Origin of the sequence: Empedobacter sp. UBA7611, from assembly GCF_002484365.1 — a bacterium.
GTDB classification, from domain to species: domain Bacteria; phylum Bacteroidota; class Bacteroidia; order Flavobacteriales; family Weeksellaceae; genus Empedobacter; species Empedobacter falsenii_B.
The window spans coordinates 65,721-89,193 of record NZ_DLJR01000069.1 but is presented as its reverse complement, the minus strand read 5'-3'; the positions used below and the strand labels follow the sequence as shown (position 1 = coordinate 89,193).

Genomic DNA, 23,473 nt, shown 5'->3' with positions numbered 1-23,473 from the left:
AAAATTCAGGGGGATATCCAGAATACAAAATACCCAAAACTACCTTATACAAATGGATCAAGAAATACCAAAAATAGCACCTAACTACAAACAAATATACTTTGATCTGGTGGTAGAGAAGTTTCCAACTAAATTAAAATTTGTGAATTTTTTTTTGAAAAAGAAAGTTTTTCTTCAATAGATATTATACGTGTAAACAAGATTATTTTTGATACTTCGTACAATATTGATCATGAAAATCAAAAACATAGAGCCTATGAAAAATCAGATATTATATATATGTTGAATTATCAAAAAGAGCATAAGTTATCCAATTCAACTGTTGCCAAACATTTTAAAGTAAGTAGAAATTCAATTAGTAAATTGAAAAAGATGCTGAATTTATAGGAATACTTAAAATCTGTTTTAATTATAGTTCTCAATTTCAAGATTTATTTTTATATTGGATTTTTAATAAAATCACAAGTATCTATAAATATGAACAAAGAACTTTTTAAAAATATATTGACAACTCAAATTCCGATTGCGTGGATTGCGGGTGTTCGTTTGGAGTCGTGGGAAGAAAATAAAGTTTCGACACGAGTAAAATATGGATTCCTTAATCAAAATCCATTCAAAAGTATGTTTTGGGCAGTGCAAGGAATGGCAGCAGAATTTTCTTCTGGTTTGATGGCAAATGCTAAGATTTCGAAATCAGGAGAAGATATTTCGATGTTGGTTTTGGGAATGCAATCGAAGTATTTGAAAAAAGCTATTGGTAAAATTGTATTTACGTGCGAAGATGGAGAAAAAATAGATGCGGCTATAAAAGAAGCGATTGAAACCAAGAAAGGTGTATCACTAAATGTGACAAGTAGAGGTGTAGACGAGGAAGGAGATGTTGTTTCAGAATTTCAATTTACGTGGACATTCAAGTTGAGAGAAAAAAAATAATAAACCCAATACTTAAAACATTTTTAATTTCTGTACTATTTAGTTTTATTGTTTCTTTTGTAAGTTGTTTAGCATTATTTCTTCACGAATCCTACAATAGTTACGGCTCAATTCGTATTGTAAATTTTTCTAGTGTTATGTATTTTATAATTCACTAATCATTATTGGTTATTTTACAATTGATTATACTTAATTTTTTGGTTGGAATTCTGCTAAAAAAAATCAAAATTATACCATCAAAACAAGCTATAATTTATGCTTTTTTAGCGTTGATTTATTTTATCGGAATTAATTATTACATTGATTTTAGGTTAATTGTAATCAATCCTACATAAAATATAAAAGCTGAGATTTATTCAGCTTTTTTTGTGATTTCTTGTTTCAAAATTGAAACCACTTCATCTATTTCTTCAAAATTTAGATGTGCAAATCCAAGGCGAATTTCAGTTTGATGTTGGGTTTGATATAAAATTGTTTGCGGAATAAACAATTCATATTTTGCACAATTTCGTTTTAATTCCATCAAATTTATAGGTTGATTAAAATTAATCCAAACCGCTAAACCTCCATTTGGACTCGTAAAAGTGATGAAATCATTTAATTCAGTTTTCAATTTCTGACAAAAATAATCGCGGCGTTCTCGATAAGTTTTACGATGTTTTTTTAGAATTCGATTAATTTCACCTTCGCTAATCATTTCACCTAAAACTTGCTCGATAAATGGATCAACTTGCTGATCAAGAATGGACAAATGTTTCTTGGTTTCGAGAATTAGATTTTTTGGCGCTACAATAAATCCAATTCGGTATCCTGGAGCAAGATAATGACCAAATTTTCCCGTGTAAACAACCATTCCATTTTGATCCGAACTTGCCAAAGGTAAAATAGGATGATTGCTATAATGGAAATCAAAATCGTAATCATCTTCCACAATCGCAAATCCAAATTCCTGCGAAAGTTGTAGTAATTCAACTCTCCTTTGTGAACTTAGCGTAACCGTTGTCGGATAATGGTGATGGGGTGTAACATATACAATTCGTATTGGAAATTGCTCGCATAATTTTCTTAAATCGTCGGTATCAATTCCGAATTCATCCGTTTTTATTTGTTTGATTTTAGCGAATTGTGTCTGAAAAATCATGTTACTTTTATAATAACTTAAATTTGCAACCGCAACAACATCATTTTGTTTCAGTAGAATTTCTGCAATTAAAAAAAGTGAAATTTCCGAACTTCTCGTCACTAAAATATTCTCTTTCGAAATATGTAAACCTCTTGTCAAATTGAGATAATTTGCTAAATTCTTTAAAAAGTACTCATTTTTGGACTGATTTACCTTTGAAATTGACGTTTTTCTTTTTAAAATAGCTGAATATAATTTAGCAGGAAGTTTTAGTTCTGCTAACCGATGATCGATTGTTCCATCGGTTAAATATAAGCGTTGATTAAAATTTTCGTACGGATTATCCAAAAGTATCGATTGTTCAAATTGAAAACCTGTTTTATCAGGATACAAATTGATTGAAAATTGCTTTGGAACAATGGTTTTCTGAAACTTTTGAGAAGATTGACTCAATACATAACTTCCTTTATTTGGAACGATTTCTATCCAACCTTGGGCTTCAAGTTCCTGAAAACTATTGACAATTGTATTGCGATGAAGCGTTAAAATCTCACTTAATTGCCTAGTTCCTAGTAGTTTTGTTCCACTTGGAATATAGCCTAATTGTATTGCTTTAGCCAGTTGATTCGCTAATTGAAGATAAATCGGTGTATCCGAATTGCGTTCGATTTCGATAAAACTTTTGTATGGTATTTCAGCCGGACTATTCATTATTTGTAAACTGGTATATTTTGATAGGTCGGAAAGGTACTACTTTCGCATCAGATTTAACTCAATTAATTAAATAATTAGTCAAAAATGAAGAAGATTACTATGGTATTGTGTTTAGCTGCACAAAGTATTTTTGCACAAAATGCGAATGATACCATTGCGATAGGAGAAGTATCTATATTAGATAACCGTCTGAATACGCCACTTTCTAAAGAAAATAGAAACATTTATGTGTTAAGTAAATCAGAAATAAACAAATTACCTGCACGTTCTTTTCAAGATGTGTTGCAGTATGCATCTGGAATAGATTTGCGTCAACGAGGACCGTTTGGAACGCAAGCTGATATTTCGATGGATGGCGGAAGTTTTGAGCAAACGTTGATTTTGTTGAATGGTGTAAAAATTATGGATCATCAAACGGCTCATAATGCGCTAAATCTTCCCATTCCATTAGAAGCGATCGACAGAATTGAGGTGGTGCGTGGTCCGGCTGCTCGTGTTTATGGAAATAATAGTTTGACAGGTGTTATTAATATTGTAACGCGTCAACCAAAGAAAACGGGCGTTTATGCGAATACCTATTTTGGAACAAATTTTAAGAAAGATACCGAAGATACTGGCGATACCTACACTAGTAGAGGTGTGCAGCTTGGTGCGAATTTGGCAAAAGAAACGCATCAACATCAACTGTATGTGAGCCATGATTGGGGAAATGGATACCGATACAATACGGCTTACGAGAACAATAAATTGTATTACCAAGGGAATTTTCAGTTTGATGATGCCAATAGTTTAGTTGCTTCGTATGGTTATGTGAAAAATGGATTTGGAGCAAATGGTTTTTATGCTTCACCGGGTGATAAAAATTCGAAAGAATTAGTTGAAACAACGTTAGTTAATATTCAGTCAAAACATCAATTATCGGATCGAATTTCGTTAGCACCACGTGTGAGTTATCGTTACAATTTTGATGATTATCGTTATTATAAAAATGATTTGAACAAAGCGCGTTCTCTGCATTATTCAAATTCTATTTCGGGAGAAGTGAATTCTACGTATCAATTGAATAAAGGGCAAATTGGAGTAGGAGTTGAATACCGAAATGAGCAAATTTCATCCACAAGTATCAAAAATCATACACGCGATAATGTTGGATTTTATGCGGAATATAAAACGGATATTACACCAAAACTGAATGTAAATATAGGAACGTATGTTAACTATAATTCTCAATATGGTTGGCAAGCATTTCCAGGAATTGATGCGAGTTATGCGGTAAATTCGAACTTGAAATTAATGGTAAATGCAGGTACAAGCCAGCGAATTCCTTCGTTTACAGATTTATATTTGGATCAACGACCAGGAAATATAGGGAATGCAAATGTTGAATCTGAAAAGGCATTTCAAACAGAAATTGGTTTCAAATACAACAAAAGAAATTGGACGTTTAATGCCTATTATTTTTATCGTTCGATCACAGATTTTATCGATTGGGTACGTTTAACATCTAATGAACCTTGGCAAGCGCAAAATTTTGGAGATTTGAGAACACATGGATTTAATACGAAGGTTTCATATTTAGCAAACCTTTCTGCGAACCAGAGTTTGAAATTTTCTTTGAGCTATTCTTATCTTGATCCTGAGTTTAAAAATGTTGATGATCAATACAATTCTAAATATAAAATAGAAAGTTTAAAACATCAGTTAATCAATACAATAGATTATGCAATCGGAAAAACTACTTTAAGTTTAGCGAATCGTTATAATACACGTCAATCATATAAATCTTATTGGATTACTGATGCAAGAATTAATCATTCATTCAAAAATAATTTGAGTATTTATTTTGATGCACAAAACATTTTTAATACTACGTATAACGAAGCTGGAGCCATTCCGTTGCCAACAACTTGGATGAGTTTAGGAATTAAATTTACAGGGATTTAGATGATGACAAACATTTAATATTCTCTTTAATAGTTTATATTATAAATGCGGTGAGACAACTTTTTTAGGAAAGTTGTCTCTTTTTGATTCCATAAATTTCTTCCTAACTTTGCAAAAATAATTTGTATGATTATCATCGATTCGCCATCTCACGATGCGTATTTCAATATAGCTTTAGAAGAATATTTATTGTACCATTATCCAACGGAAGATATTTTTTTGTTGTATATCAATGCGCCGTCAATTATTGTTGGGAAATTTCAGAATACATTGGCCGAAATTAACTTGGATTATGTAACTGAAAATAACATCAAAGTTGTTCGTCGTATGTCGGGTGGTGGAGCTGTTTATCACGATTTAGGGAATCTAAATTTTTCTTTCCATACTTTATTGGGACAGAATGATTTTATGGATTTTTCGACTTTTACAGAACCTGTTGTCAAATTGTTAAACGATTTGAATGTTCCTGCAAAATTGGAAGGAAGAAACGATTTGTTAGTTGATGGTAAAAAGTTTAGTGGAAATGCAAAATTGGCTCGTAATGGAAAAATGATTCAACACGGAACGATACTTTTTAATTCGGACATGTCAGTTTTAGGCGATGCATTAAAAATTAATCCATTAAAATATGTGGATAAAGCCATCAAATCTAATCGTGCACGTGTGATTAATTTGATCGAATATTTTCCAAATGAAATGACGACGGACGAGTTGAAAGCTTTGTTGATTGATGAAATGTTAGAAACAAATGAAGGAGCGACAATTTATCATTTAACAATCGAAGATTTGAATGGTATTGCGAAATTGATTGAAGAAAAATACCAAACATGGGATTGGAATTTTGGTTTTTCACCAAAATATAATTTCAAAAATGCAAAGAAAATTCCAGCAGGTTTTATTGAAGTTCACTTGGATGTAGAGCGAGGCGGAATAATTGAAAAAGCTAAAATATTTGGTGATTTCTTCGCTTCAGAACCGATTGAAGGTTTAGAAAATAAACTAATTGGTGTTAAACATAACGAAGAAGAAATTACAAAAGTTCTGAATTCTATTGATGTAACAGATTATTTTGGAAAGGTTACAGTAGACGAAATTTTAGAGATACTGAACTAGAACGTGATATCTTAAAAAAAGCAATCAGCATTTTCTCCAAGAAAGGTCGATGAAATATAGATTCATAAAGAATCATGGGCGCCAATTTCCGATTGAGAAAATGTGTTTTCTATTAAAAATCAATTCCAGTAGCTACTATAAATGGAAAAAAAGAAGTTTTTCTTCTAAAAATGACGATACTAAATCTACTGAAAACGAATATACGTTGCGTTTAGAGAATGATGATTATATTATCGAAATTAATGCAAAAATTGGAGAACAAAATGTAGAATCTGATTCAGTTTTAGCTAATGGAACAATGACAATTACTCGAAAATCTGATAAAAAAACTACAATGATAAATTTTGAAGGAGGAACAGCTTGTTAATTCTTAAATAAAAAGACAAAGCAATTTGCTTTGTCTTTTATGATTATACTATTTTTTATTAAAATTAAAGGTTTTTCCATTTTGAATTAATTTCATTTCTGAACCATTTTCATTAAAATTAATTCTAATTTTTGCAGGAGCAAATTCAAATTCGGTTGTGGAAATTGCTGTTAGCGGAAATGCAGATTGTCCTGTTCCTTGTGCCATAAAAGTTCCATCTTCTACGAAAAATTTAATTGCAATAGGAAGTTCATTAGAAGAATATTCGTGCGAATATTTTTCTAAAATTTCTGAAGAAACATCTATTGAAATAACTTTTTTAGGAAACTCTATTTTTTTGTTATGAGTAGCATTGTATAAATTAGTTTTAAGTAATTCTTTTGAAATTTCATTTGCATTTTGAGTAATAGCATAACAGAAAGCAGTATGATCAAAACAAAAAGTATAAGAACTAAAACCGTCAATAGAGCCGTTGTGTCCAATTCCTTTTGTGTCATTTATTTTATCATAAAATAATCCAAAACCAAATTCATCATTAATAGTTGTCATTTGTTTGACAGATTTTTCAGAAACTATTTTACCATTTAAAAGCGAATAAATAAATGTATTTAAATCTGTTGGTGTAGAAACCATGATACCTGCTCCAAGAGGAATTGTCATTGATGATTCTGGTAATAAATGATACGTATTATTGAAATAATTGTAAGATTTTGCTTCGTTTTGATTTATTAATATTTTTCCTCCAACTTTTGTGTTCTTTAACTTTAAAGGTTTAATAATGATATTTTCGATCAAATCTTGAAATGATTTTTTTGAAACATCTTCTAAAATGAAACCTAACAAAATATAATTTGTATTCGAATATCCTTCTTTTGTATTGGGTTCGAAATCAGATTTTAATGGGTAGATTTTTTCTAGCAATTGTTCTTTTGTTAAATCTTGCAAATACCATTCAAGAAATTCTTTGTTGCTTGTAATATTATTAATTCCAGATTGATGTTGCAATAAATTTTGAATCGAGATTTTATCTGCATTTTTAACTTTCGGATAAAATTTTGAAAGTTTTGTATCAAGCGTTAATTTGCCATTTTCGATCATTTTCATAATCAAAGTTGCTGTAAATGTCTTTGTGATGGAACCAATCCTAAACTTTGTATCTTTATTATTGACAAGATTACTTTCATAGTCACGATTTCCGTAAGAATTAGAATAAATTTCTTTTCCATTTTCGAAAATAGAAACACTTCCTGCACCAATTTTTTGTTCATGTAAAGAAAGAAATAAACTATCCAAAGCTGGTTTGTTAATTTGTTGCGCAAATGCACTCGTAGTAACTGTAAAAGCCACTGCTAATAAAACTTTTTTCATATATTTTGTGGGATTAATAATGATAATATTGAGGTTGAAACAATGATGAATAACAAGACAGCAATAAAAGCAAGAACTTGTTTGATGCTTTTCATATTAGTAACCGTTTTGAAACCAATGTACAGGTAGTAAAACATTACGCACAAGAAAAATATTGCGATAAAAGCTACAATTACAATGACAATCATTGTAGAAGCTTCGTGCAAAACTTCGAGATTATTTGTTGTAACTCCTTTTAGAACTTTGTCCATACTTTTGTTGACAATTGGAATAAAATCGGTAATAAATACAATGTAATAAGCGATTCTTGAGATTAAAACGACGTTTACAATGTCTATAATTCGCGTTCTGTTATTGATGATTTTTCCTAAAATGTAAAATAGGAGGATGGCAATCGCTAAATTTCTTGTGTTCTGATACAACAAATCGAGATAAGAATAAGAAATTCCATTTTTCTTGATGCTTAAAAAATCAGGGAAAAAAGATTCCGTTATTTTAGCGATGTATGTGAAAAAGAAATGCGAAAATAGCCCAATAATGAACAGTATTTTTTCATCGAAATATGCAAATGGATTAAGGAGTTTCTTTATCATTTTTTAGTGTATTTATTGTGTTAACAAATTCATCAGGTTTGTCGCAGCTTACCAAATATTTTACATTTTCTAATTCAATAGCAACAAGTTTTGTGCGATTTTTTATATTGCATCTGTAATTGTCCATAGATCTTCCTATCAATCCCATAAATCCTCTGCATCCAACAATTATCAAATTATTTTGAGATTTTCTTGTAATAATTTTTACTTCATTTATCGGAATAATATTCGTTTTAATTTTTGAAATAAAATAAATATTATTCAAATCAACTTTAATTTTATTTAATGAGATTAAATAATAATACGCAAACAATGGATAAATAATGATTGCATAAATCACCGCAACATATACTTCTGTTTCTTTAAACAATATTCCTCCAATTAAGATTATTAATATGATTAAAATTGTAGTTGTAACCTTAAAAAATAGCGACATCGATACTGAAAATTCTTTATTCATCGGACATTGTTTTTATTTTATTAATCAAATCATCTACTTTATTTCGCATGGTTGGATAGCTGACTTCAAATTCTTTCGCCATGTCTTTTAAACTTCCTGAGTTGACAAAGAATTGCATAATAAATGCTTGTTCTTCATTTGTAAGTTTCAGAAATAAAGGAAGTTCATAGTTTCCTACAACTTGTGTTTCGCAATGGTTGCAAATTAATTTTTCGACCGCTAATTCTTCGGCACAGCTGGGACATATAACAGGAAGTTTTTTCATTTGGTTAAATAATATTAAAATTAATTTTAATAAAGTTAAATGAAAGTTTAATTAATTCAAAATTTGAAATCATATTTTTTCAACTTTAATATTATTGATACATTTGCAACCTAAGTTTTAGTAAAATGAATTTTAAGAAATTAGCCCTTGCAGCATTGGCGTTAGGGACAACAGCATATATCGTTAATCACAATAAGAAAAATGTAAAATATAAACCTGCTCAAAATTTTGATTTAGGTGGATTTTTAGGGCGTTGGTACGAGATTGCACGTTTGGAAAATAAAGCACAAAAAGGACAAACAAATGTGACGCATCGTTTTAATTTGAACGAAGAAAATGGGCAATTGGAAGTGATTGTGCGCGGCTACAATGCGAAGAAAAAAGGGTGGGAAAAGATTGAAGGAATTGCAGCACAAGATATCGAAAATGTTGGGTTGTTCTCGACAACGTTTTTACCAATTTTAGCAAAAAAATTATATGTAATCGATTTTGATAAAGATTACAATAATGTATTAGTTGCAAGTGAAGATTATAAAAAGTTATGGATTCTATCGCGTAAGAAAGAGATTTCGGATAAGGTAAAAGACAGATTTTTTGATTCGGCAAAGAAAGTAGGATTTGATCCAAGTAAGTTAATTTGGCCTTCTCAAGTTCCGATTGCGAAATAAGATTATTTATTTTTAAGACATAAAAAAACCTCGAGAATTTCTCGAGGTTTTTTGTTTTATTATTTTTGGTTTTTCTTTTCCCAATCGATCGGGAAATTACAACTTTGGTATTCTTTTCCAATTTTAATGTAAGCATCACCAACTTGACGTTTTACCCAATCCATCAACAATGTACGTTCTTTATCTTGAACCGCAAATTTCTGAATTCTATAGTAATCATCTTGATAATTGATTTTATGCTCTGGATAAAATTTATTGATTTTTAAGATTCTTAAAGCTTTTCTGTTATCAAAATCATCTTCGAAAACTTGAGAAATATCTCCTTCATTTAATGTTGCAATTGCTGTAAACATTGGTAGAGGCAAAGCCATTTTCTCGAAACGATCGTCACCAGAATTTTGGTTCATGATATTTCCTGAGTTAAATTTTGTGTATTTATCATCAGAAAATCTTAATGCAGCATCTTTAAATGTCATTTTTCCGTCGTTAATTAAAACTCGAATCGAATCTAATTTATTATAAGCCTTTTTTATTTCTTCTTCCGTTGGTTTCAACGTAATCAAGATATGACGCAAATCTAATTCTTGTCCACGACGTTTTTCTAACTTAATAATATGATATCCAAAATCAGTTTTGAATGGATCAGAAATTTCACCTTCTTGTAAGTTAAACGCAACCGCATCAAACTCTTTTACCATTTTACCACGAGAAACTTTTTTGTATTCACCTCCGTTACTTGCGGAACCTGGATCTTCTGAATATAAAATTGCTTTCGTTGCAAAAGAGGCACCTTCTTCAATTTCTTTTTTGATTTCTTTTAATTGATCGATAATCTTTTGTTGATTTTCTTGTGAAACTTCAGGATAAGTTACAATATGGCTAATCGAAACTTCGTCTTTCACGTCTGGTAATTCACCTTGGTGTTTTTCGAAAAACATACGAACTTCTTCTGGTGTTGCATCAGCACCTTTTACAACCATTTCTCTTTTGTTACGCGCATAAATATTATCTTCAACGATATATTTAGTTTCGTTTTTCATTTCCGCCATTGTACGGAATCCGAAATAGTCTAAAATTTGTTTTTCTCCTCCAGCTTGAGCAATCCAACCTTCGATTTGGCTATTTAATTGACGAGTTACCTCATCTTGTGTCACTTTGATTAAAGTATCTTGTTTTGCACGATCAACCAACATTTTGTCTAACATAATGTCGTTTAGGAAATCACATTTATCTTCGACTTGCATCCCTTGTTGTTTTGACATTAAATAATCTCGATCTACATCAGACTCTAAAACAATCTGATCTCCGACAACAGCAGCTATACCATCTACTTTAGCAAGACGTTTTGGTGTTGGTTTTGCTGTTTGTGCAAAAGTATTTACCGTAAATAATGCTACAATTAGCAACATCATACTCGATTTAAATTTCATATACTTTAATTTCATTTTAATATTCTAAGCTCGATAAAAAAACTTACCGATGAGCAAATTTAACTTTTTTTGTTAAAGTCCAACATATTTTAATTTCCTTTAACAAAAGAATTGATTTTTTAGTTTATTGTTAAGATTAAACTAAGCCAAATGTACGCAAAGAAACATTCCAAGCAGATTCGAAATCAAAAAGATTCAAACCATGTTTTTCTTTGTGCTCATTTGCGAAACTAATTAATTTCTCGGTTGGCATATTTCCGACCATATCACTTTTTGACATTGGACATCCGCCCAAACCTTTTATAGCGCCATCAAAACGACGACAACCATTATCATAAGCGGCTTGTACTTTGGAATGCCATTCGGTATAAACGGTATGAAAATGTGCGCCAAATTCAATTTCTGGATAATGAGGAATCAAATTTTGAAACAAATCAACAATTGTTTTTTCGTCTGCAACGCCAATTGTATCTGATAAATTGATTGAAGAAATTCCGATATCAGCCATTTTTTTCGACCATTCTTTTACGATTTCTTCATTCCAAGTTTCTCCATAAGGATTTCCAAACGCCATCGATAAATAAATTAACATATGTTTACCATTATCATTTGCAATTTGGTTGATTTCTTTCACCATTTCAAATGCTTCTTCACGACTTTTATTCGTGTTGAATTGCTGAAAATTCTCTGAAATAGAAAAAGGAAATCCAATAATATCAACTTTTTCGTGTTCAGCAGCTTTTATTGCGCCACTTTTATTGGCAACAACAACAGACAATTTCGATTTTGAATTGGTTTTATCAATATTATCTAAAACTTCTTTCGTATCCGCCATCTGTGGAATCGCTTTTGGCGAAACAAAACTTCCACAATCTATCGCTTCAAAACCAACAGTCAATAAACGATTTAAGTAATCAATTTTCTTGTCAGTTGGTATAAAATCTTTGCGTCCTTGCATCGCATCACGTGGACATTCAATAATTTTAAAAGTTAGCTCACTCATTTTTTTGGTTTATTTGCGCCTTAAAGGTAGATAATTTAGTAATTTTGACAAAAATTAAAACGCAATGCAAACAGAATGGAGAGAAAAGTTGGTAACACGCTTTTTGAAATATGTTAAAACTTACACTGAAAGTGAGGCTTTTTTAGATAAATTTCCAAGTACAGATCGTCAATGGGATTTAGCAAATTATTTGGTTGAGGAGTTAAAACAAATCGGTTTAGAAGACGTTTCTATTGATGAAAATGGTTATGTTTTCGGATATGTACCTTCTACAGTTGATCATGAAGTGCCTACAATTGGGTTTGTTTCTCATATGGATACATCACCAGATTTTTCTGGAGAAAATGTACAACCTCAAATTTGGGAAAATTATGATGGTGGAGATATCAAATTGAACGAATCAATGATTTTATCACCAAACGAATTTCCTGAATTATCTCAATATAAAGGTCAAACTATCATTACGACTGATGGTACAACATTATTAGGTGCTGATGATAAAGCTGGTGTTGCAGAAATTGTAACAGCTGCTGAGTATTTGATTGCTCATCCAGAAATTAAACACGGACGTATCGCTATTGGATTTACACCTGACGAAGAAGTTGGTCGTGGAGCAGATTTCTTTAATGTAGAGAAATTTGGAGCTGAATGGGGGTATACAATGGATGGTTCTGAAATTGGAGAATTAGAGTACGAAAACTTTAATGCTGCATCTGGTATTGTTACAATCAAAGGTAAATCTGTTCACCCAGGTTATGCAAAAGATAAGATGATTAATGCATCTAATATTGCAATGGAGTTTGCTGCACAATTACCAAACGACGAAGTTCCTGAATTAACTGATGGTCGCGAAGGATTCTTTCATTTAGCTAAAATTACAGGAAATGTATCTGAAGCAAAAATGGTTTACATTATCCGTGATCACGATATGGAGCAATATGAAGCGCGTAAAGCTTTATTTTTACAAATTGCTGCTGATATTCAAGAGCGTTTTGATCATGAAGTAATTACAGCAGAAGTTTCTGATCAATATTTTAATATGATTGAGAAAGTAAAAGAGAAATTCCAATCTGTTGAAATTGCTGAACAAGCTTTGAAAGATTGTGGAGTTACGCCAAACATCAAACCAATTCGTGGAGGTACAGATGGTGCTCGTTTATCTTTTATGGGATTACCTTGTCCTAATATCTTTGCTGGAGGTCATAATTTCCACGGACCTTACGAATATGTTCCGGTAGAATCTATGGAAAAAGCAACAGAAATTATTGTACGTATTGCAGAATTAACAGCTGAAGGAGCGAAATAATTCTTACAATATATCTTAAAAATAACTTAAGTTTTCTTTTTTGGTTTAAATTTTGCATAATTTCAAATCAAATTAGAAAACTTTTTTTATGAAAAATATCGTATTATCAGCAGCCGCTATATTTTGTTCAACTTTTGCATTTGCGCAAGAAGAGATAAATGTTGGAGATTTTAATATCTTAAAAGTTTATGATAAAATTCCAGTTGAATTAATTTCATCAAACGAAAACCTAGTGAAAGTAGATGGAGTTAATGCGAGCGATGTTCAAGTTGAAAATAACAAAGGTGAACTGAAATTGAAAATGACAGGAACCAAATTGATGCAAGGAGGAGAAGCAACGGTTAAGGTTTATTACAAATCATTATACGAAATTCAGGCAAGTCAAGGTTCTCGCATTTATTCTGATGATGTTGTAAAATCACAAGCATTGTATTTGACATCTAACGAAGGTTCATCTATCAAATTACCAATCGAAACATCAAAATTAGAAGTCAAAATAAATTCTGGTGCTGAAGTAATTTTAACTGGTGATACTGAATTTCAGACTGTAATTGCAAATTCTGGAGGGAAATATTATTCGAAAACATTAAATTCTGATACAGCAAGTTTAACAACAAATGCAGGAGGAGTAATAGAAGCGAGAGCGGAGAAATCTGTAGATGCAAAAACTAGAGCAGGAGGAGTGATTGATATTTATGGTAATCCAACGCAACGTAATCAGAAAAAATTAGCTGGTGGAAAAATTAATTTTAAATGATTTAGAACTTTAACAATAATATAAAAGCAACGATTAATTCGTTGCTTTTTTTGTCTGATATAACAAATAAATCAATTCGACATATTTGCTATAACTTATAGTTCCTTCTTGATTATTAGCCTTCAAAAACTGATTATTTAACTCAGAAAAAGTATCGCTCGTAACACCTTCATATTTCAAATAATGTTTTAATTCGGCTTTTCTGTCTTGCTTTATTTTAGAATGCATATTATCCAATTCCATTTTCACAAAATACGGATCAGATTTGTAAATAGCACCTAAAAGCGTATAAATACTTTTATAATAAAACGAATAATTAATTTCAGGATTTCTAGATTTTGTACCTAAATAATAAGCTAAAAAATTAGCTTCACTTTCTGATGCAAATCCCATTTGGTGTCCATATTCGTGGAAAAGTGTTGCAGGTTGTTTCAAATTTGTATTGTATCTGTTCAGATTTGCTTCTGCCGTAAAAGGGTTATAGTATCCCAAAATACCCATATAATTTTGCATTTCCGAAATCCAAGATAATTTGTATTGTGTATCTTTTAATAATCGATAATTTTTTAACCATTTTACATTATTTACTTGGTGTTGTAAAGCAAAAAATTCTTGATTATAATCTTTTAAATTAGATTTGAATTTTATCGTTGTTGTTGAATCATTGTGTTCGATTAAATTTCTTGCTGATATTGCTTTATCAAGTTCGTAGCAATAGATTTCTTTCAGAATTTTAGGTTGAATAATGATTTTTTCTTTGTCAATAGTTAACGTTTGTTTTTTGTACATCACGCTCCAAGCAAACGTGTAAATAAAATAGATACAGTTTACAAAAATCATAATGCAATAAATTGAATGCGAAACTTTTTCTTTCGATTTGAAAAAACTTCGAATCAATTTAAAAATCAATACAAAACCGATTATTCCAATGATTAAATAAAACAATTCTCCAACAGGAAAATGAACTGAATTCGTAATTTTTGCAATAAATCCTGAAATTGGAAATGTAAGATGATTGACGATGAAATCATCAACGCTTTCGATTGAAAATAGTATCGAAAATAAAATAATTTGAAATAGAAAAATAAGGATACTTCGATAAGTTTTATTCAACTTCTTTAGCATATTGATTGGCGATATAACTGATATAAATTAACTGAAAGGTGTGGTAAAGCATAATCGGAATCAAATAAATACCGATATCTCCCGTAAAAATAACTGCTGCAATTACCGAGCCATGAACCAATGATTTTTTAGTCGAACAAAATTGAATTGTGATATCATCTTCTCGATTAAAATTCATTTTCTTACCAATCCATTTTGAAAGTTTGAAAAAGAAAAAGAATAACGCAACTACAATTATGAAAACTGCCAACAACGGAAGAACGCCTAATTTTGTAAATAATCCATCCAAAAAAGTATGACTAAAACTGTTGTAAACAATAAGTACAATGGTTAGTTTATCTAAATTACCGAATTGCTTTTTATATTTATTGTAAAAGAACCCTAAATAAGGTTGAAGAAGAGCTCCGATAAAAACAGGTAAAATAATTTTAAGAACTAAATCCAAAAAAGTTCCTAATAAATCAAATTCACCATTACTTTTTGATAAAAACAAACTCATCCAAAGCGGTGTAACAACAATACCTATTAGTCCAGAAATACTTGCGTTAAAGATAGCACTTGGTATATTTCCTTTCGCAATAGAAACCATTACAACTGACGAAGAAACTGTACTTGGTAACGCGGCTAAATAAAATATTGCGACATACAGAGTAAAATAAATTGGGTAATTTTTTATGAAAGGATAGAAACACAAGACTAATAATGGAAAAAATATAAATGTGATGGATTGAATCAAGACATGCATTTTCCAATTTGCTAAATCTTTAAAAACTTCTTTCCAATTAAGTTTTAATCCATAAAAAAAGAATACTAAGATAACTCCAATATCAATCATTGTATTCAGATTGAAATCCTTGTAAGACCACAAACTAATATCTGGGAAAAAATATGCGACAACAATGGCAACGAATAAAAACAGAATAAAAGGGTCGGGTAATTTATTTAGAATTTTCAAAATCAATAAAATTTAAACAAAAATAATAAATAAGATGATAAACATTTACTAAATATTTAATACTTTCGTTTTAAAGTAGAAAAGGGTATAATGTTAAGTATTTGTAAATTGATTAACTTTTTTTTATATTTGTATTTAAATAACCTAAAATCTATCTTATGAATACGTGTCTTCAATGTAACCAAACTTTATTTGGTCGAAAAGACAAAAAATTCTGCAACGATTTTTGTCGAAATTCTTATAATAATAATCTTAATCGCGACAAAGTTGAAATTGTTCGTAATATTAATAACAGATTAAGAAAGAATAATCGTATATTGAAAACCTTATTAGATGAAGGCGCTCGTTCGGTAAATAAAAACGAATTGAGTTTGAGAAACTTTGATTTTAAATACATTACGAATGTAGATGAATCAAAAAATGGCACGATTTTTTATGTGTACGATGTTGGATATCAAGAGTTAAACGAAGAAAATTATTTATTATTTCAGGAATAAATTTTTATTTTTTTATTGAAAAAAGCGCGTCAACATGTTGATGCGCTTTTATATTTTCTATCAAATCTGTTTTTTTATACATTATATTTTACGACTAATTTTTGTGTGAATTAAGTTTAACTTTCTAAAATAACTTACCTTTGTTCAACGATGAAAAAAGATATTAATCAACTTGATCCGAAAGAATTTATTCTGATTAAAGGTGCAAAATTGCACAACTTAAAAAACATTGATTTAGCGATTCCAAAAAATAAATTGGTCGTGATTACTGGGATGTCTGGTTCTGGGAAATCTACTTTGGCTTTTGATACGTTGTATGCAGAAGGTCAGCGTCGTTATGTCGAAAGTTTGTCGTCTTATGCGCGTCAGTTTTTAGGAAAATTGGATAAACCACAAGTTGATTATATCAAAGGAATAGCGCCAGCAATAGCGATTCAGCAAAAAGTAAATTCAACAAATCCACGTTCTACAGTTGGGACAACAACAGAAGTCTATGATTATCTAAAGTTGTTGTACGCACGAATTGGAAAAACATATTCACCGATTACAGGAGAATTAGTTCAAAAAGATTCGGTAACGGATGCGATTGATTATCTAAAAACTTTTGTGGCTGAAACTAAATTTATTCTTCAAATAAAATTGGTTGTGCCAGAAGAGCGTTCGTTTGCAGAACATTTGAATATTCTTCAACAGCAAGGGTTTACACGTTTGAGTGTCGATGGAAATCAAGTGAAAATTGAAGATTTAATTTCATTTAATTTTGAACCTCAACCCGAAAATGATATTCATCTTGTCATTGATCGTATCGCTTTGCCAACAGAGGACGAAGAATCTTTTTATCATCGTTTGGCAGATTCTATCGAGACGGCTTTTTTCGAAGGAAAAGGAGAAATAGCGATTGTAAATGTAGAAGATAATACGGTAAAATATTTCTCAAATAAATTTGAATCAGATGGTTTGATTTTTAATGAACCAACTATTCATTTCTTTAGTTTCAATAATCCTTATGGAGCTTGTCCAACTTGCGAAGGTTACGGGAAAGTAATTGGAGTTGAGGAAAATCTTGTCGTTCCAAATAAATCGTTGTCAATCTACGAAGATGCGGTTGTAGCTTGGAAAGGCGAGAAAATGGGCGAGTGGAAAAATCATTTTATCAAACTTTCTCAAAAAGTAGATTTTCCAATTCATAAACCTTATTTTGAATTATCCGAAGAGCAAAAAGACTATTTGTGGCACGGAGATAACGACTGGGAAGGATTGGACGGCTTTTTCAAAATGGTTGAGGAGAATACATACAAAATTCAATATCGTGTAATGTTGTCTCGTTATCGTGGTAAAACAACTTGTCCAACTTGTAAAGGAAAGCGTTTGCGTAAGGAAACGAATTACGTGAAAATTGCGGATAAATCGATTAATGATTTGGTTGATTTACCTTTGAATGAGTTGAATGATTTCTTTACAAGTATTACATTTAACGAATATGATCAGCAAATTGCGGGTCGAATTATATATGAGATTAAGTCGCGTTTAACGTTTTTGTTAGATGTTGGTTTAGAATATTTAACGCTAAATCGTGCTTCGAATACGTTGTCTGGAGGAGAATCACAACGTATCAATTTAGCAACTTCTTTGGGAAGTAGTTTGGTTGGTTCGATGTATGTGTTAGACGAGCCTTCGATTGGTTTACATTCGCGTGATACAGCTAAATTTATTACAATTTTACATCGTTTACGCGATTTAGGCAATACAGTGATTGTGGTAGAGCATGATGAAGATATCATGAAAGCTGCTGATTATATCATCGATATTGGTCCAGAAGCAGGAACAAATGGAGGTGAAGTAGTTTTTGAAGGAACCTATGATGAATTATTAAAAGGTGATACATTAACATCTAAATATTTGAACGGAAAATTAGAAATTGAAGTTCCTAAAAAACGTCTAAAATCTCCTAATTATTTGAAAATTATTGGAGCAAGAGAAAATAATCTAAAAAATATTGATGTTAAATTTCCTCTGAACGAATTAACCGTTATTACAGGTGTTTCGGGTTCAGGGAAATCTACCTTAATGAAAGATATTTTAGCACCAGCTGTTCAGCGTCATTTCGAGATTTTTGGAAATAAAATCGGTGATTTTGATGAGTTAGTTGGAGATTTAAAACAATTGGAAGGAATTGAGTTAATCGATCAAAATCCAATCGGGAAATCTTCGCGTTCTAATCCTGTGACGTATGTAAAAGCTTACGATGATATCCGAAATTTATTTGCCAATCAGAAAGCAAGTAAAGTGATGGGATTTCAACCAAAACATTTTTCGTTTAATGTAGATGGCGGTCGTTGTGATACGTGCAAAGGAGAAGGAACGATTACCATCGAAATGCAGTTTATGGCTGATGTAGAGCTGATTTGTGAAGATTGTCACGGAGAACGTTTCAAGAAAGAAATCTTAGAAGTTAAGTTTGAAGGAAAATCGATTTCAGATGTTTTAAATCTAACAATTGATGAAGCAATTGACTTTTTTGCAACGCATCAACAAAATAAAATTGTCGAAAAACTAAAACCATTGCAAGATGTTGGTTTGGGGTATGTAAAACTTGGGCAATCGTCAAATACACTTTCTGGTGGAGAGGCGCAGCGTGTGAAGTTGGCTTTTTTCTTGACGAAAGGAGAAACAACAAACAAAACCTTGTTTATTTTCGATGAGCCTTCTACAGGTCTGCATTTCCATGATATTCAGAAATTGATTAAAGCGTTACGTGCTTTGATTGATTTGGGACATTCGGTTTTTGTAATCGAGCATAATATGGATATTATCAAAGTAGCCGATTGGGTAATTGATCTTGGTCCAGAAGGAGGAAAAAAAGGTGGTTATTTAGTTGCTGAAGGAACACCAGAAGATTTTGTCAAAGCAAAAGAATCCTATACTGCACAATTCTTGAAAGATAAATTGAAATAATAATAAAATTAAAAAAATGATATAGCATTTATCTTAAAATATATAAATGAATTGTTTAAGTTTATATTAATGTAATTTTATACATTATTTTTAAGAATTAAATCTTGCAGTTTCTATCTCTATAATTTTAAATTGTATATAAGTGCGCACTTTTCATTTTAACTATAGGATTATATCTCCAAGTTTTTTGTGTAGTTAATTTAGTTTTAATGATACAATCTAAAACCTAATTTCAGGCATATATTTGCATGTTTATCAAACAACGCATGTACAAGCTCTTCTTCGTCATCAATTTCTTTCGCTAAACAAAAATAATATTGATCCAAAATCGTACTCAAAATTGGAGAAGGATTTACATATCCAGACAAAGCTTTTGCGCCCGTCACATCAATAAAATATTGAAAACTTTCGTCTTCCAAATCCAAATTCATTGTATTCGAAAAATGAACAATTTTATCAGTTAATTTTCCTTGAAAAATCTCAGCAACTTCTTCCAAACTATAGTAATAATCATCAATTTGAATTTGATTTCCTTGTCCTTCAAAAACTAAATAAATGATTTTATAATCTCTAAAATATTTATCATGATAAAGAAGATTGGTCAAACTTTCCTCGAAACCTTCAAAGCTATCAGTCGTTTTATAAACATTCGTAATCTGAAATTCTCGCGCCAAATGTTCCAAAAATTCCAATAATTGCGAATCATTTTGCTCTTCAATATCTGCTACAGATTCCAAACAAAACAGTTTGAAATCATCTTCGTCTTCAGTTCGTATAATATCCGTCATCTATTTTACTATTTTTCAAAGGTAAGATGTAATTTTTAAATGATTAAAATCACGCGTATAATGATTAATATTTAATAATTTAGAATTATTCTATATAAATAAATTTAATGAAAAATAATATTGATTTACAAAGTCTTGCGGAACAATTGAGTTGTCCAAATGGAGACGAAGGGATTGAAGTTGGTGAGCAAATGAATGAAAGTAATTTTGGCATGACGAAAACGACAATAGATCATTTACAATTACAAAATCAAGAACAAATTTTGGAGTTAGGTCATGGAAATTGTAAGCATTTACCTTATGTATTGAATCAAGCAAATGGTTTAGAATATATTGGTTTAGAACTTTCACAGGTCATGAAAAATAGTGCTATCACGAACAATTCTGATTATTTGAATGCAAATATTAGATTTGAAATAATTATGGATGAAAGAATTCATTTTTATGAAAAACGTTTTGATAAAATTTTCACAGTGAATACAATCTATTTTTGGAAAAATCCTAAATTTTTCTTGAGTGAAATTTATAGAGTCTTGAAATTCAATGGGGAATTTGCTCTTACTTTTGCTAAAAAGGAATTTATGGAAACTTTACCTTTTACTCAATTTGGCTTCAATTTATACACAGAAGACGAAGTGATAAAACTATTGAAATCAGCTAAATTTTCTATTGAAAATAGAAAAACATTTTCAGAAAGTGTAATTAGCAAAGCTGGCGAAAAAGTTGAAAGAGAGTATAGTATAATTATTGCAAAAAAATAAAATGATTTTTATTGATAATAAACTTAATTTTTTTGAGAAAAGAATGAGTAAATAATTTCTAAAGTAGAAAGAATTAGCAGAAATTTGTATCCTTATTTCAAGAATATGAAACAACCACAAAGAGTATTCGATTTATCTCGATTTCAAGAAAAAAATACACCTAACATTTCGATTTTTAATTACAAAGAAAAAGGAGAATGGAAGGGAATTTCTACAACAGATTTTATCAATCGAGTAAATAATATTTCGAAAGGTTTGATTGCAAATGGTGTTCAACAAAATGATAAAGTTGCGTTAATCAGCGAAAATCGTTTAGAATGGAATTTAGTAGATTTTGCAATTCAGCAAATTGGAGCTGTTGTTGTGGCAATTTATCCCAATATTTCGGATAATGATTACGAATTTATTCTAAATGATGCCGAAATCAAACTTTGTTTTGTGAGCAATGATGCGTTGTATCAACGATTATTAGGAATCAAAGATCGTATTCCAAATCTTGAACAAGTTTATACATTTAATACTTATCCGCATACACCAAATTGGATTGAGCTAATTTCGAAAGGAATTTCTATTTCTGATGAGGTTTTACAAACGAAGATGGACAATGTAAAACCAACTGATTTAGCAACTCTTATTTATACTTCTGGAACAACAGGAAACCCGAAAGGCGTTATGCTTTCTCACGAAAATTTATTGGCTGATGTCAATAGTTCCGAATATTCTTTTCCTGTAAAAGCGTATGATAAAGCGTTGTCTTTTTTACCTGCTTGTCATGCGTATGAACGCGTCTTTCAATACGTGTACATCAAAATGGGATTACCAATCTATTTTGCACAATCAATGGATACGATTGGGCAAGATATGAAAGAAGTTCAACCACATATTTTTTCGGCTGTTCCACGTGTTTTAGAGAAAGTTTACGATAAAATAATGGCGACTGGCGAACAATTGACAGGAGTAAAAAGAGCTTTATTCTTTTGGGCAATTTCGTTAGGAGAACAGTATGATTTAGATGAATCAAAGCTTTCGGCTTGGTATAAATTTCAATTAAACATTGCTCGAAAATTAATTTTTTCGAAATGGAAAGCGGCGCTTGGCGGTAATGTCAAAGGAATTGCATCGGGAAGTGCAACTTTACAAACTCGTTTATTAAAATTGTATTTAGCAGCCGGAATTCCAATTTACGAAGGTTATGGTTTAACAGAAGCTGGACCTTGTTTATCTGTAAATTGTATCAAACGTGGAATGAAAATCGGAACTGTAGGTATTCCTTTGATTGATATTGAAATTAAATTAGCTGAAGATGGAGAAATCTTAGCAAAAGGTAAAAATATCATGCAAGGATATTATAAAAATTCTGAGGCGACGGCTGAGGTTTTGAAAGATGGTTGGTTGTATACGGGCGATATTGGTGAATGGGTTGATGATAAATTCTTAAAAATTATCGATCGTAAAAAAGAAATGTTCAAAACTTCTGGAGGAAAATATGTTGTGCCACAACAAATTGAGAAAATTCTTTCCGAATCTAATTATATCGAACAAATTATGGTAGTTGGAGAAGGACGAAAATTCCCAGCAGCTTTGGTTATTCCTTCTTATGAAAACTGCATTGATTGGACAAAAGCAAATGAATCTTCATTGATTAATTTACCTCTTGAAGAATTTTTAACGCATCCAAAAATTTATGAATTGATAGGAAATGAAATCAATAAATTAAATGTCAATTTTGGAAATTGGGAAAAAATTAAAAAATTTCATTTATTACCTTATGAATTCACAATTGAAGCGGGAGAATTAACGCCAACTTTGAAAATGAAACGTAAAATCATTTCAGAAAAATATAAAAAAGAAATTGACGAAATTTATCCATAAAAAAAAACCTCAATTCATGATGAATTGAGGTTTTTTTTATGGATTCATTCTTCCATTGGAATATCCTCGAATCACAGTATAATTTACTTTACTTATACTATCACTAAAAGAAGCGTTATCGGTATATAGAATAAAATCTACTTTCTCTTTGATATTTCCATGAGTTTCAAATTCATTATAAAGTGAATTAACTTGAAGTTTTCCTTTATTCTCCTTTAAGAATAATTCAAAAAATGAATCATTTCCACCTTTTGGAATAAAATAATTAGTTGGTAAATATTTACAATCACAATTATCAGTGCTCAAATAATAGTGTCCAGAACATTGTAATTCATATAATTTAATATCTCTAATTTTATAAGACTTTTTAAAATCAGAGCTGCAAGAGTAAAATAATAGTAGAAATAAAATTAGATATTTCATAATTGTAATATTTATGACGAAAATAATTCTTTTTAAGTTGAAGATAAAATTTT

The 23,473-nt window shown here is 30.5% G+C and carries 23 protein-coding genes; 12 read left to right on the top strand and 11 right to left on the bottom strand.

All coding sequences use genetic code 11. The annotated features are described in order from the left end of the window. A partial coding sequence (locus B3R94_RS12315; RefSeq protein WP_291101157.1) for a hypothetical protein occupies window positions 1–181 on the top strand: 181 nt, incomplete at its 5' end. 296 nt (window positions 182–477) lie between these two features. Next, a complete protein-coding gene (locus tag B3R94_RS12310) occupies window positions 478–933 on the top strand; it encodes a DUF4442 domain-containing protein (protein WP_291064374.1) in 456 nt (151 codons plus the stop codon). Between the two features lie 352 nt (window positions 934–1,285). Here B3R94_RS12310 and B3R94_RS12305 read toward each other — a convergent pair whose 3' ends face one another. Next, a complete protein-coding gene (locus B3R94_RS12305) occupies window positions 1,286–2,767 on the bottom strand; it encodes a PLP-dependent aminotransferase family protein (RefSeq protein WP_291064375.1) in 1,482 nt (493 codons plus the stop codon). A gap of 87 nt (window positions 2,768–2,854) precedes the next feature. Between B3R94_RS12305 and B3R94_RS12300 the strand changes: the two genes are divergently transcribed. The 3 genes from B3R94_RS12300 (at window position 2,855) to B3R94_RS12290 (ending at window position 6,194) form a co-directional block, all read left to right on the top strand. Beyond that, the gene (locus tag B3R94_RS12300) at window positions 2,855–4,714 is read left to right on the top strand and encodes a TonB-dependent receptor plug domain-containing protein (protein WP_291101154.1); all 1,860 of its coding nucleotides are present in this window, start codon (window positions 2,855–2,857) and stop codon (window positions 4,712–4,714) included. Window positions 4,715–4,840: 126 nt separating this feature from the next. Next, window positions 4,841–5,827 (top strand): lipoate--protein ligase, encoded by a 987-nt coding sequence (locus B3R94_RS12295; RefSeq protein ID WP_291101151.1) that lies wholly within the window; start codon window positions 4,841–4,843, stop codon window positions 5,825–5,827. Between the two features lie 49 nt (window positions 5,828–5,876). Further along, window positions 5,877–6,194, top strand: a complete 318-nt coding sequence (locus B3R94_RS12290; protein WP_291101148.1) for a hypothetical protein — start codon at window positions 5,877–5,879, stop codon at window positions 6,192–6,194. A gap of 48 nt (window positions 6,195–6,242) precedes the next feature. Here B3R94_RS12290 and B3R94_RS12285 read toward each other — a convergent pair whose 3' ends face one another. Genes B3R94_RS12285 through B3R94_RS12270 form a run of 4 tightly spaced genes read right to left on the bottom strand, consistent with a single transcriptional unit; the run spans window position 6,243 to window position 8,880 of the window. Continuing rightward, a complete protein-coding gene (locus tag B3R94_RS12285) occupies window positions 6,243–7,562 on the bottom strand; it encodes a serine hydrolase domain-containing protein (protein WP_291101145.1) in 1,320 nt (439 codons plus the stop codon). Then, window positions 7,559–8,155, bottom strand: coding sequence for a hypothetical protein (locus B3R94_RS12280; protein WP_038331609.1), 597 nt, complete (start codon window positions 8,153–8,155; stop codon window positions 7,559–7,561). The genes B3R94_RS12285 and B3R94_RS12280 overlap by 4 nt, the downstream gene beginning before the upstream one ends. Next, complete coding sequence (locus B3R94_RS12275) at window positions 8,136–8,615, bottom strand: PH domain-containing protein (RefSeq protein ID WP_291101142.1); 480 nt, start codon at window positions 8,613–8,615, stop codon at window positions 8,136–8,138. The genes B3R94_RS12280 and B3R94_RS12275 overlap by 20 nt, the downstream gene beginning before the upstream one ends. Continuing rightward, entirely contained in the window at window positions 8,608–8,880 is a 273-nt protein-coding gene (locus B3R94_RS12270; protein WP_038331614.1) for a DUF2089 family protein, read from the bottom strand. The genes B3R94_RS12275 and B3R94_RS12270 overlap by 8 nt, the downstream gene beginning before the upstream one ends. A gap of 125 nt (window positions 8,881–9,005) precedes the next feature. Between B3R94_RS12270 and B3R94_RS12265 the strand changes: the two genes are divergently transcribed. After that, window positions 9,006–9,548 carry a lipocalin family protein gene (locus B3R94_RS12265; RefSeq protein ID WP_219034590.1) on the top strand — a complete coding sequence of 181 codons (543 nt, stop codon included), beginning with the start codon at window positions 9,006–9,008 and terminating at the stop codon, window positions 9,546–9,548. Between the two features lie 59 nt (window positions 9,549–9,607). On the opposite strand, the gene B3R94_RS12260 is transcribed toward B3R94_RS12265, so the two are convergent. After that, on the bottom strand, window positions 9,608–10,978 hold the full coding sequence (locus tag B3R94_RS12260; protein WP_291101139.1) for a peptidylprolyl isomerase: 1,371 nt from the start codon (window positions 10,976–10,978) through the stop codon (window positions 9,608–9,610). Between the two features lie 136 nt (window positions 10,979–11,114). Next, window positions 11,115–11,981 (bottom strand): hydroxymethylglutaryl-CoA lyase, encoded by an 867-nt coding sequence (locus B3R94_RS12255; protein ID WP_115000675.1) that lies wholly within the window; start codon window positions 11,979–11,981, stop codon window positions 11,115–11,117. 64 nt (window positions 11,982–12,045) lie between these two features. On the opposite strand from B3R94_RS12255, the gene pepT reads away from it, so the two are divergent. Beyond that, window positions 12,046–13,287: a peptidase T gene (pepT, locus tag B3R94_RS12250; protein ID WP_115000674.1), complete on the top strand. Its 1,242-nt coding sequence runs from the start codon at window positions 12,046–12,048 to the stop codon at window positions 13,285–13,287. A gap of 88 nt (window positions 13,288–13,375) precedes the next feature. After that, a complete protein-coding gene (locus B3R94_RS12245; protein ID WP_125350349.1) occupies window positions 13,376–14,044 on the top strand; it encodes a head GIN domain-containing protein in 669 nt (222 codons plus the stop codon). 33 nt (window positions 14,045–14,077) lie between these two features. On the opposite strand, the gene B3R94_RS12240 is transcribed toward B3R94_RS12245, so the two are convergent. Next, the gene (locus B3R94_RS12240; protein ID WP_125350350.1) at window positions 14,078–15,169 is read right to left on the bottom strand and encodes a DUF3810 family protein; all 1,092 of its coding nucleotides are present in this window, start codon (window positions 15,167–15,169) and stop codon (window positions 14,078–14,080) included. Beyond that, entirely contained in the window at window positions 15,150–16,124 is a 975-nt protein-coding gene (locus B3R94_RS12235) for a bile acid:sodium symporter family protein (RefSeq protein ID WP_291101135.1), read from the bottom strand. Before B3R94_RS12235 ends, B3R94_RS12240 begins: the two co-directional genes overlap by 20 nt. A 158-nt stretch (window positions 16,125–16,282) precedes the next feature. On the opposite strand from B3R94_RS12235, the gene B3R94_RS12230 reads away from it, so the two are divergent. Next, window positions 16,283–16,621 carry a hypothetical protein gene (locus B3R94_RS12230; protein WP_280061379.1) on the top strand — a complete coding sequence of 113 codons (339 nt, stop codon included), beginning with the start codon at window positions 16,283–16,285 and terminating at the stop codon, window positions 16,619–16,621. 150 nt (window positions 16,622–16,771) lie between these two features. Further along, on the top strand, window positions 16,772–19,576 hold the full coding sequence (uvrA, locus tag B3R94_RS12225) for an excinuclease ABC subunit UvrA (protein ID WP_291101130.1): 2,805 nt from the start codon (window positions 16,772–16,774) through the stop codon (window positions 19,574–19,576). A gap of 206 nt (window positions 19,577–19,782) precedes the next feature. Here uvrA and B3R94_RS12220 read toward each other — a convergent pair whose 3' ends face one another. Then, a complete protein-coding gene (locus B3R94_RS12220) occupies window positions 19,783–20,364 on the bottom strand; it encodes a DUF6642 family protein (RefSeq protein ID WP_291101127.1) in 582 nt (193 codons plus the stop codon). A 107-nt stretch (window positions 20,365–20,471) separates the two neighbouring features. Between B3R94_RS12220 and B3R94_RS12215 the strand changes: the two genes are divergently transcribed. Both B3R94_RS12215 and B3R94_RS12210 read left to right on the top strand, forming a co-directional pair. After that, a complete protein-coding gene (locus B3R94_RS12215; protein ID WP_291101124.1) occupies window positions 20,472–21,125 on the top strand; it encodes a class I SAM-dependent methyltransferase in 654 nt (217 codons plus the stop codon). Window positions 21,126–21,230: 105 nt separating this feature from the next. Beyond that, entirely contained in the window at window positions 21,231–22,997 is a 1,767-nt protein-coding gene (locus B3R94_RS12210) for an AMP-dependent synthetase/ligase (protein ID WP_280045667.1), read from the top strand. A 36-nt stretch (window positions 22,998–23,033) separates the two neighbouring features. On the opposite strand, the gene B3R94_RS12205 is transcribed toward B3R94_RS12210, so the two are convergent. After that, window positions 23,034–23,420 carry a hypothetical protein gene (locus tag B3R94_RS12205; protein ID WP_125350079.1) on the bottom strand — a complete coding sequence of 129 codons (387 nt, stop codon included), beginning with the start codon at window positions 23,418–23,420 and terminating at the stop codon, window positions 23,034–23,036. Between the last annotated feature and the right edge of the window lie 53 nt (window positions 23,421–23,473).

What these genes read in the sequence shown, in the direction of transcription:
- B3R94_RS12230 (WP_280061379.1), top strand. Translation starts at nt 16,283, where the DNA reads ATGAATACGTGTCTTCAATGTAACCAAACTTTATTTGGTCGAAAAGAC.
- pepT (WP_115000674.1), top strand. Translation starts at nt 12,046, where the DNA reads ATGCAAACAGAATGGAGAGAAAAGTTGGTAACACGCTTTTTGAAATAT.
- B3R94_RS12290 (WP_291101148.1), top strand. Translation starts at nt 5,877, where the DNA reads ATGAAATATAGATTCATAAAGAATCATGGGCGCCAATTTCCGATTGAG.
- B3R94_RS12265 (WP_219034590.1), top strand. Translation starts at nt 9,006, where the DNA reads ATGAATTTTAAGAAATTAGCCCTTGCAGCATTGGCGTTAGGGACAACA.
- B3R94_RS12270 (WP_038331614.1), bottom strand. Translation starts at nt 8,880, where the DNA reads ATGAAAAAACTTCCTGTTATATGTCCCAGCTGTGCCGAAGAATTAGCG.
- B3R94_RS12305 (WP_291064375.1), bottom strand. Translation starts at nt 2,767, where the DNA reads ATGAATAGTCCGGCTGAAATACCATACAAAAGTTTTATCGAAATCGAA.
- B3R94_RS12205 (WP_125350079.1), bottom strand. Translation starts at nt 23,420, where the DNA reads ATGAAATATCTAATTTTATTTCTACTATTATTTTACTCTTGCAGCTCT.
- B3R94_RS12245 (WP_125350349.1), top strand. Translation starts at nt 13,376, where the DNA reads ATGAAAAATATCGTATTATCAGCAGCCGCTATATTTTGTTCAACTTTT.
- B3R94_RS12210 (WP_280045667.1), top strand. Translation starts at nt 21,231, where the DNA reads ATGAAACAACCACAAAGAGTATTCGATTTATCTCGATTTCAAGAAAAA.
- B3R94_RS12310 (WP_291064374.1), top strand. Translation starts at nt 478, where the DNA reads ATGAACAAAGAACTTTTTAAAAATATATTGACAACTCAAATTCCGATT.
- B3R94_RS12280 (WP_038331609.1), bottom strand. Translation starts at nt 8,155, where the DNA reads ATGATAAAGAAACTCCTTAATCCATTTGCATATTTCGATGAAAAAATA.
- B3R94_RS12255 (WP_115000675.1), bottom strand. Translation starts at nt 11,981, where the DNA reads ATGAGTGAGCTAACTTTTAAAATTATTGAATGTCCACGTGATGCGATG.
- B3R94_RS12285 (WP_291101145.1), bottom strand. Translation starts at nt 7,562, where the DNA reads ATGAAAAAAGTTTTATTAGCAGTGGCTTTTACAGTTACTACGAGTGCA.
- B3R94_RS12260 (WP_291101139.1), bottom strand. Translation starts at nt 10,978, where the DNA reads ATGAAATTTAAATCGAGTATGATGTTGCTAATTGTAGCATTATTTACG.
- B3R94_RS12215 (WP_291101124.1), top strand. Translation starts at nt 20,472, where the DNA reads ATGAAAAATAATATTGATTTACAAAGTCTTGCGGAACAATTGAGTTGT.
- B3R94_RS12300 (WP_291101154.1), top strand. Translation starts at nt 2,855, where the DNA reads ATGAAGAAGATTACTATGGTATTGTGTTTAGCTGCACAAAGTATTTTT.
- B3R94_RS12240 (WP_125350350.1), bottom strand. Translation starts at nt 15,169, where the DNA reads ATGCTAAAGAAGTTGAATAAAACTTATCGAAGTATCCTTATTTTTCTA.
- B3R94_RS12295 (WP_291101151.1), top strand. Translation starts at nt 4,841, where the DNA reads ATGATTATCATCGATTCGCCATCTCACGATGCGTATTTCAATATAGCT.
- B3R94_RS12275 (WP_291101142.1), bottom strand. Translation starts at nt 8,615, where the DNA reads ATGAATAAAGAATTTTCAGTATCGATGTCGCTATTTTTTAAGGTTACA.
- B3R94_RS12220 (WP_291101127.1), bottom strand. Translation starts at nt 20,364, where the DNA reads ATGACGGATATTATACGAACTGAAGACGAAGATGATTTCAAACTGTTT.
- uvrA (WP_291101130.1), top strand. Translation starts at nt 16,772, where the DNA reads ATGAAAAAAGATATTAATCAACTTGATCCGAAAGAATTTATTCTGATT.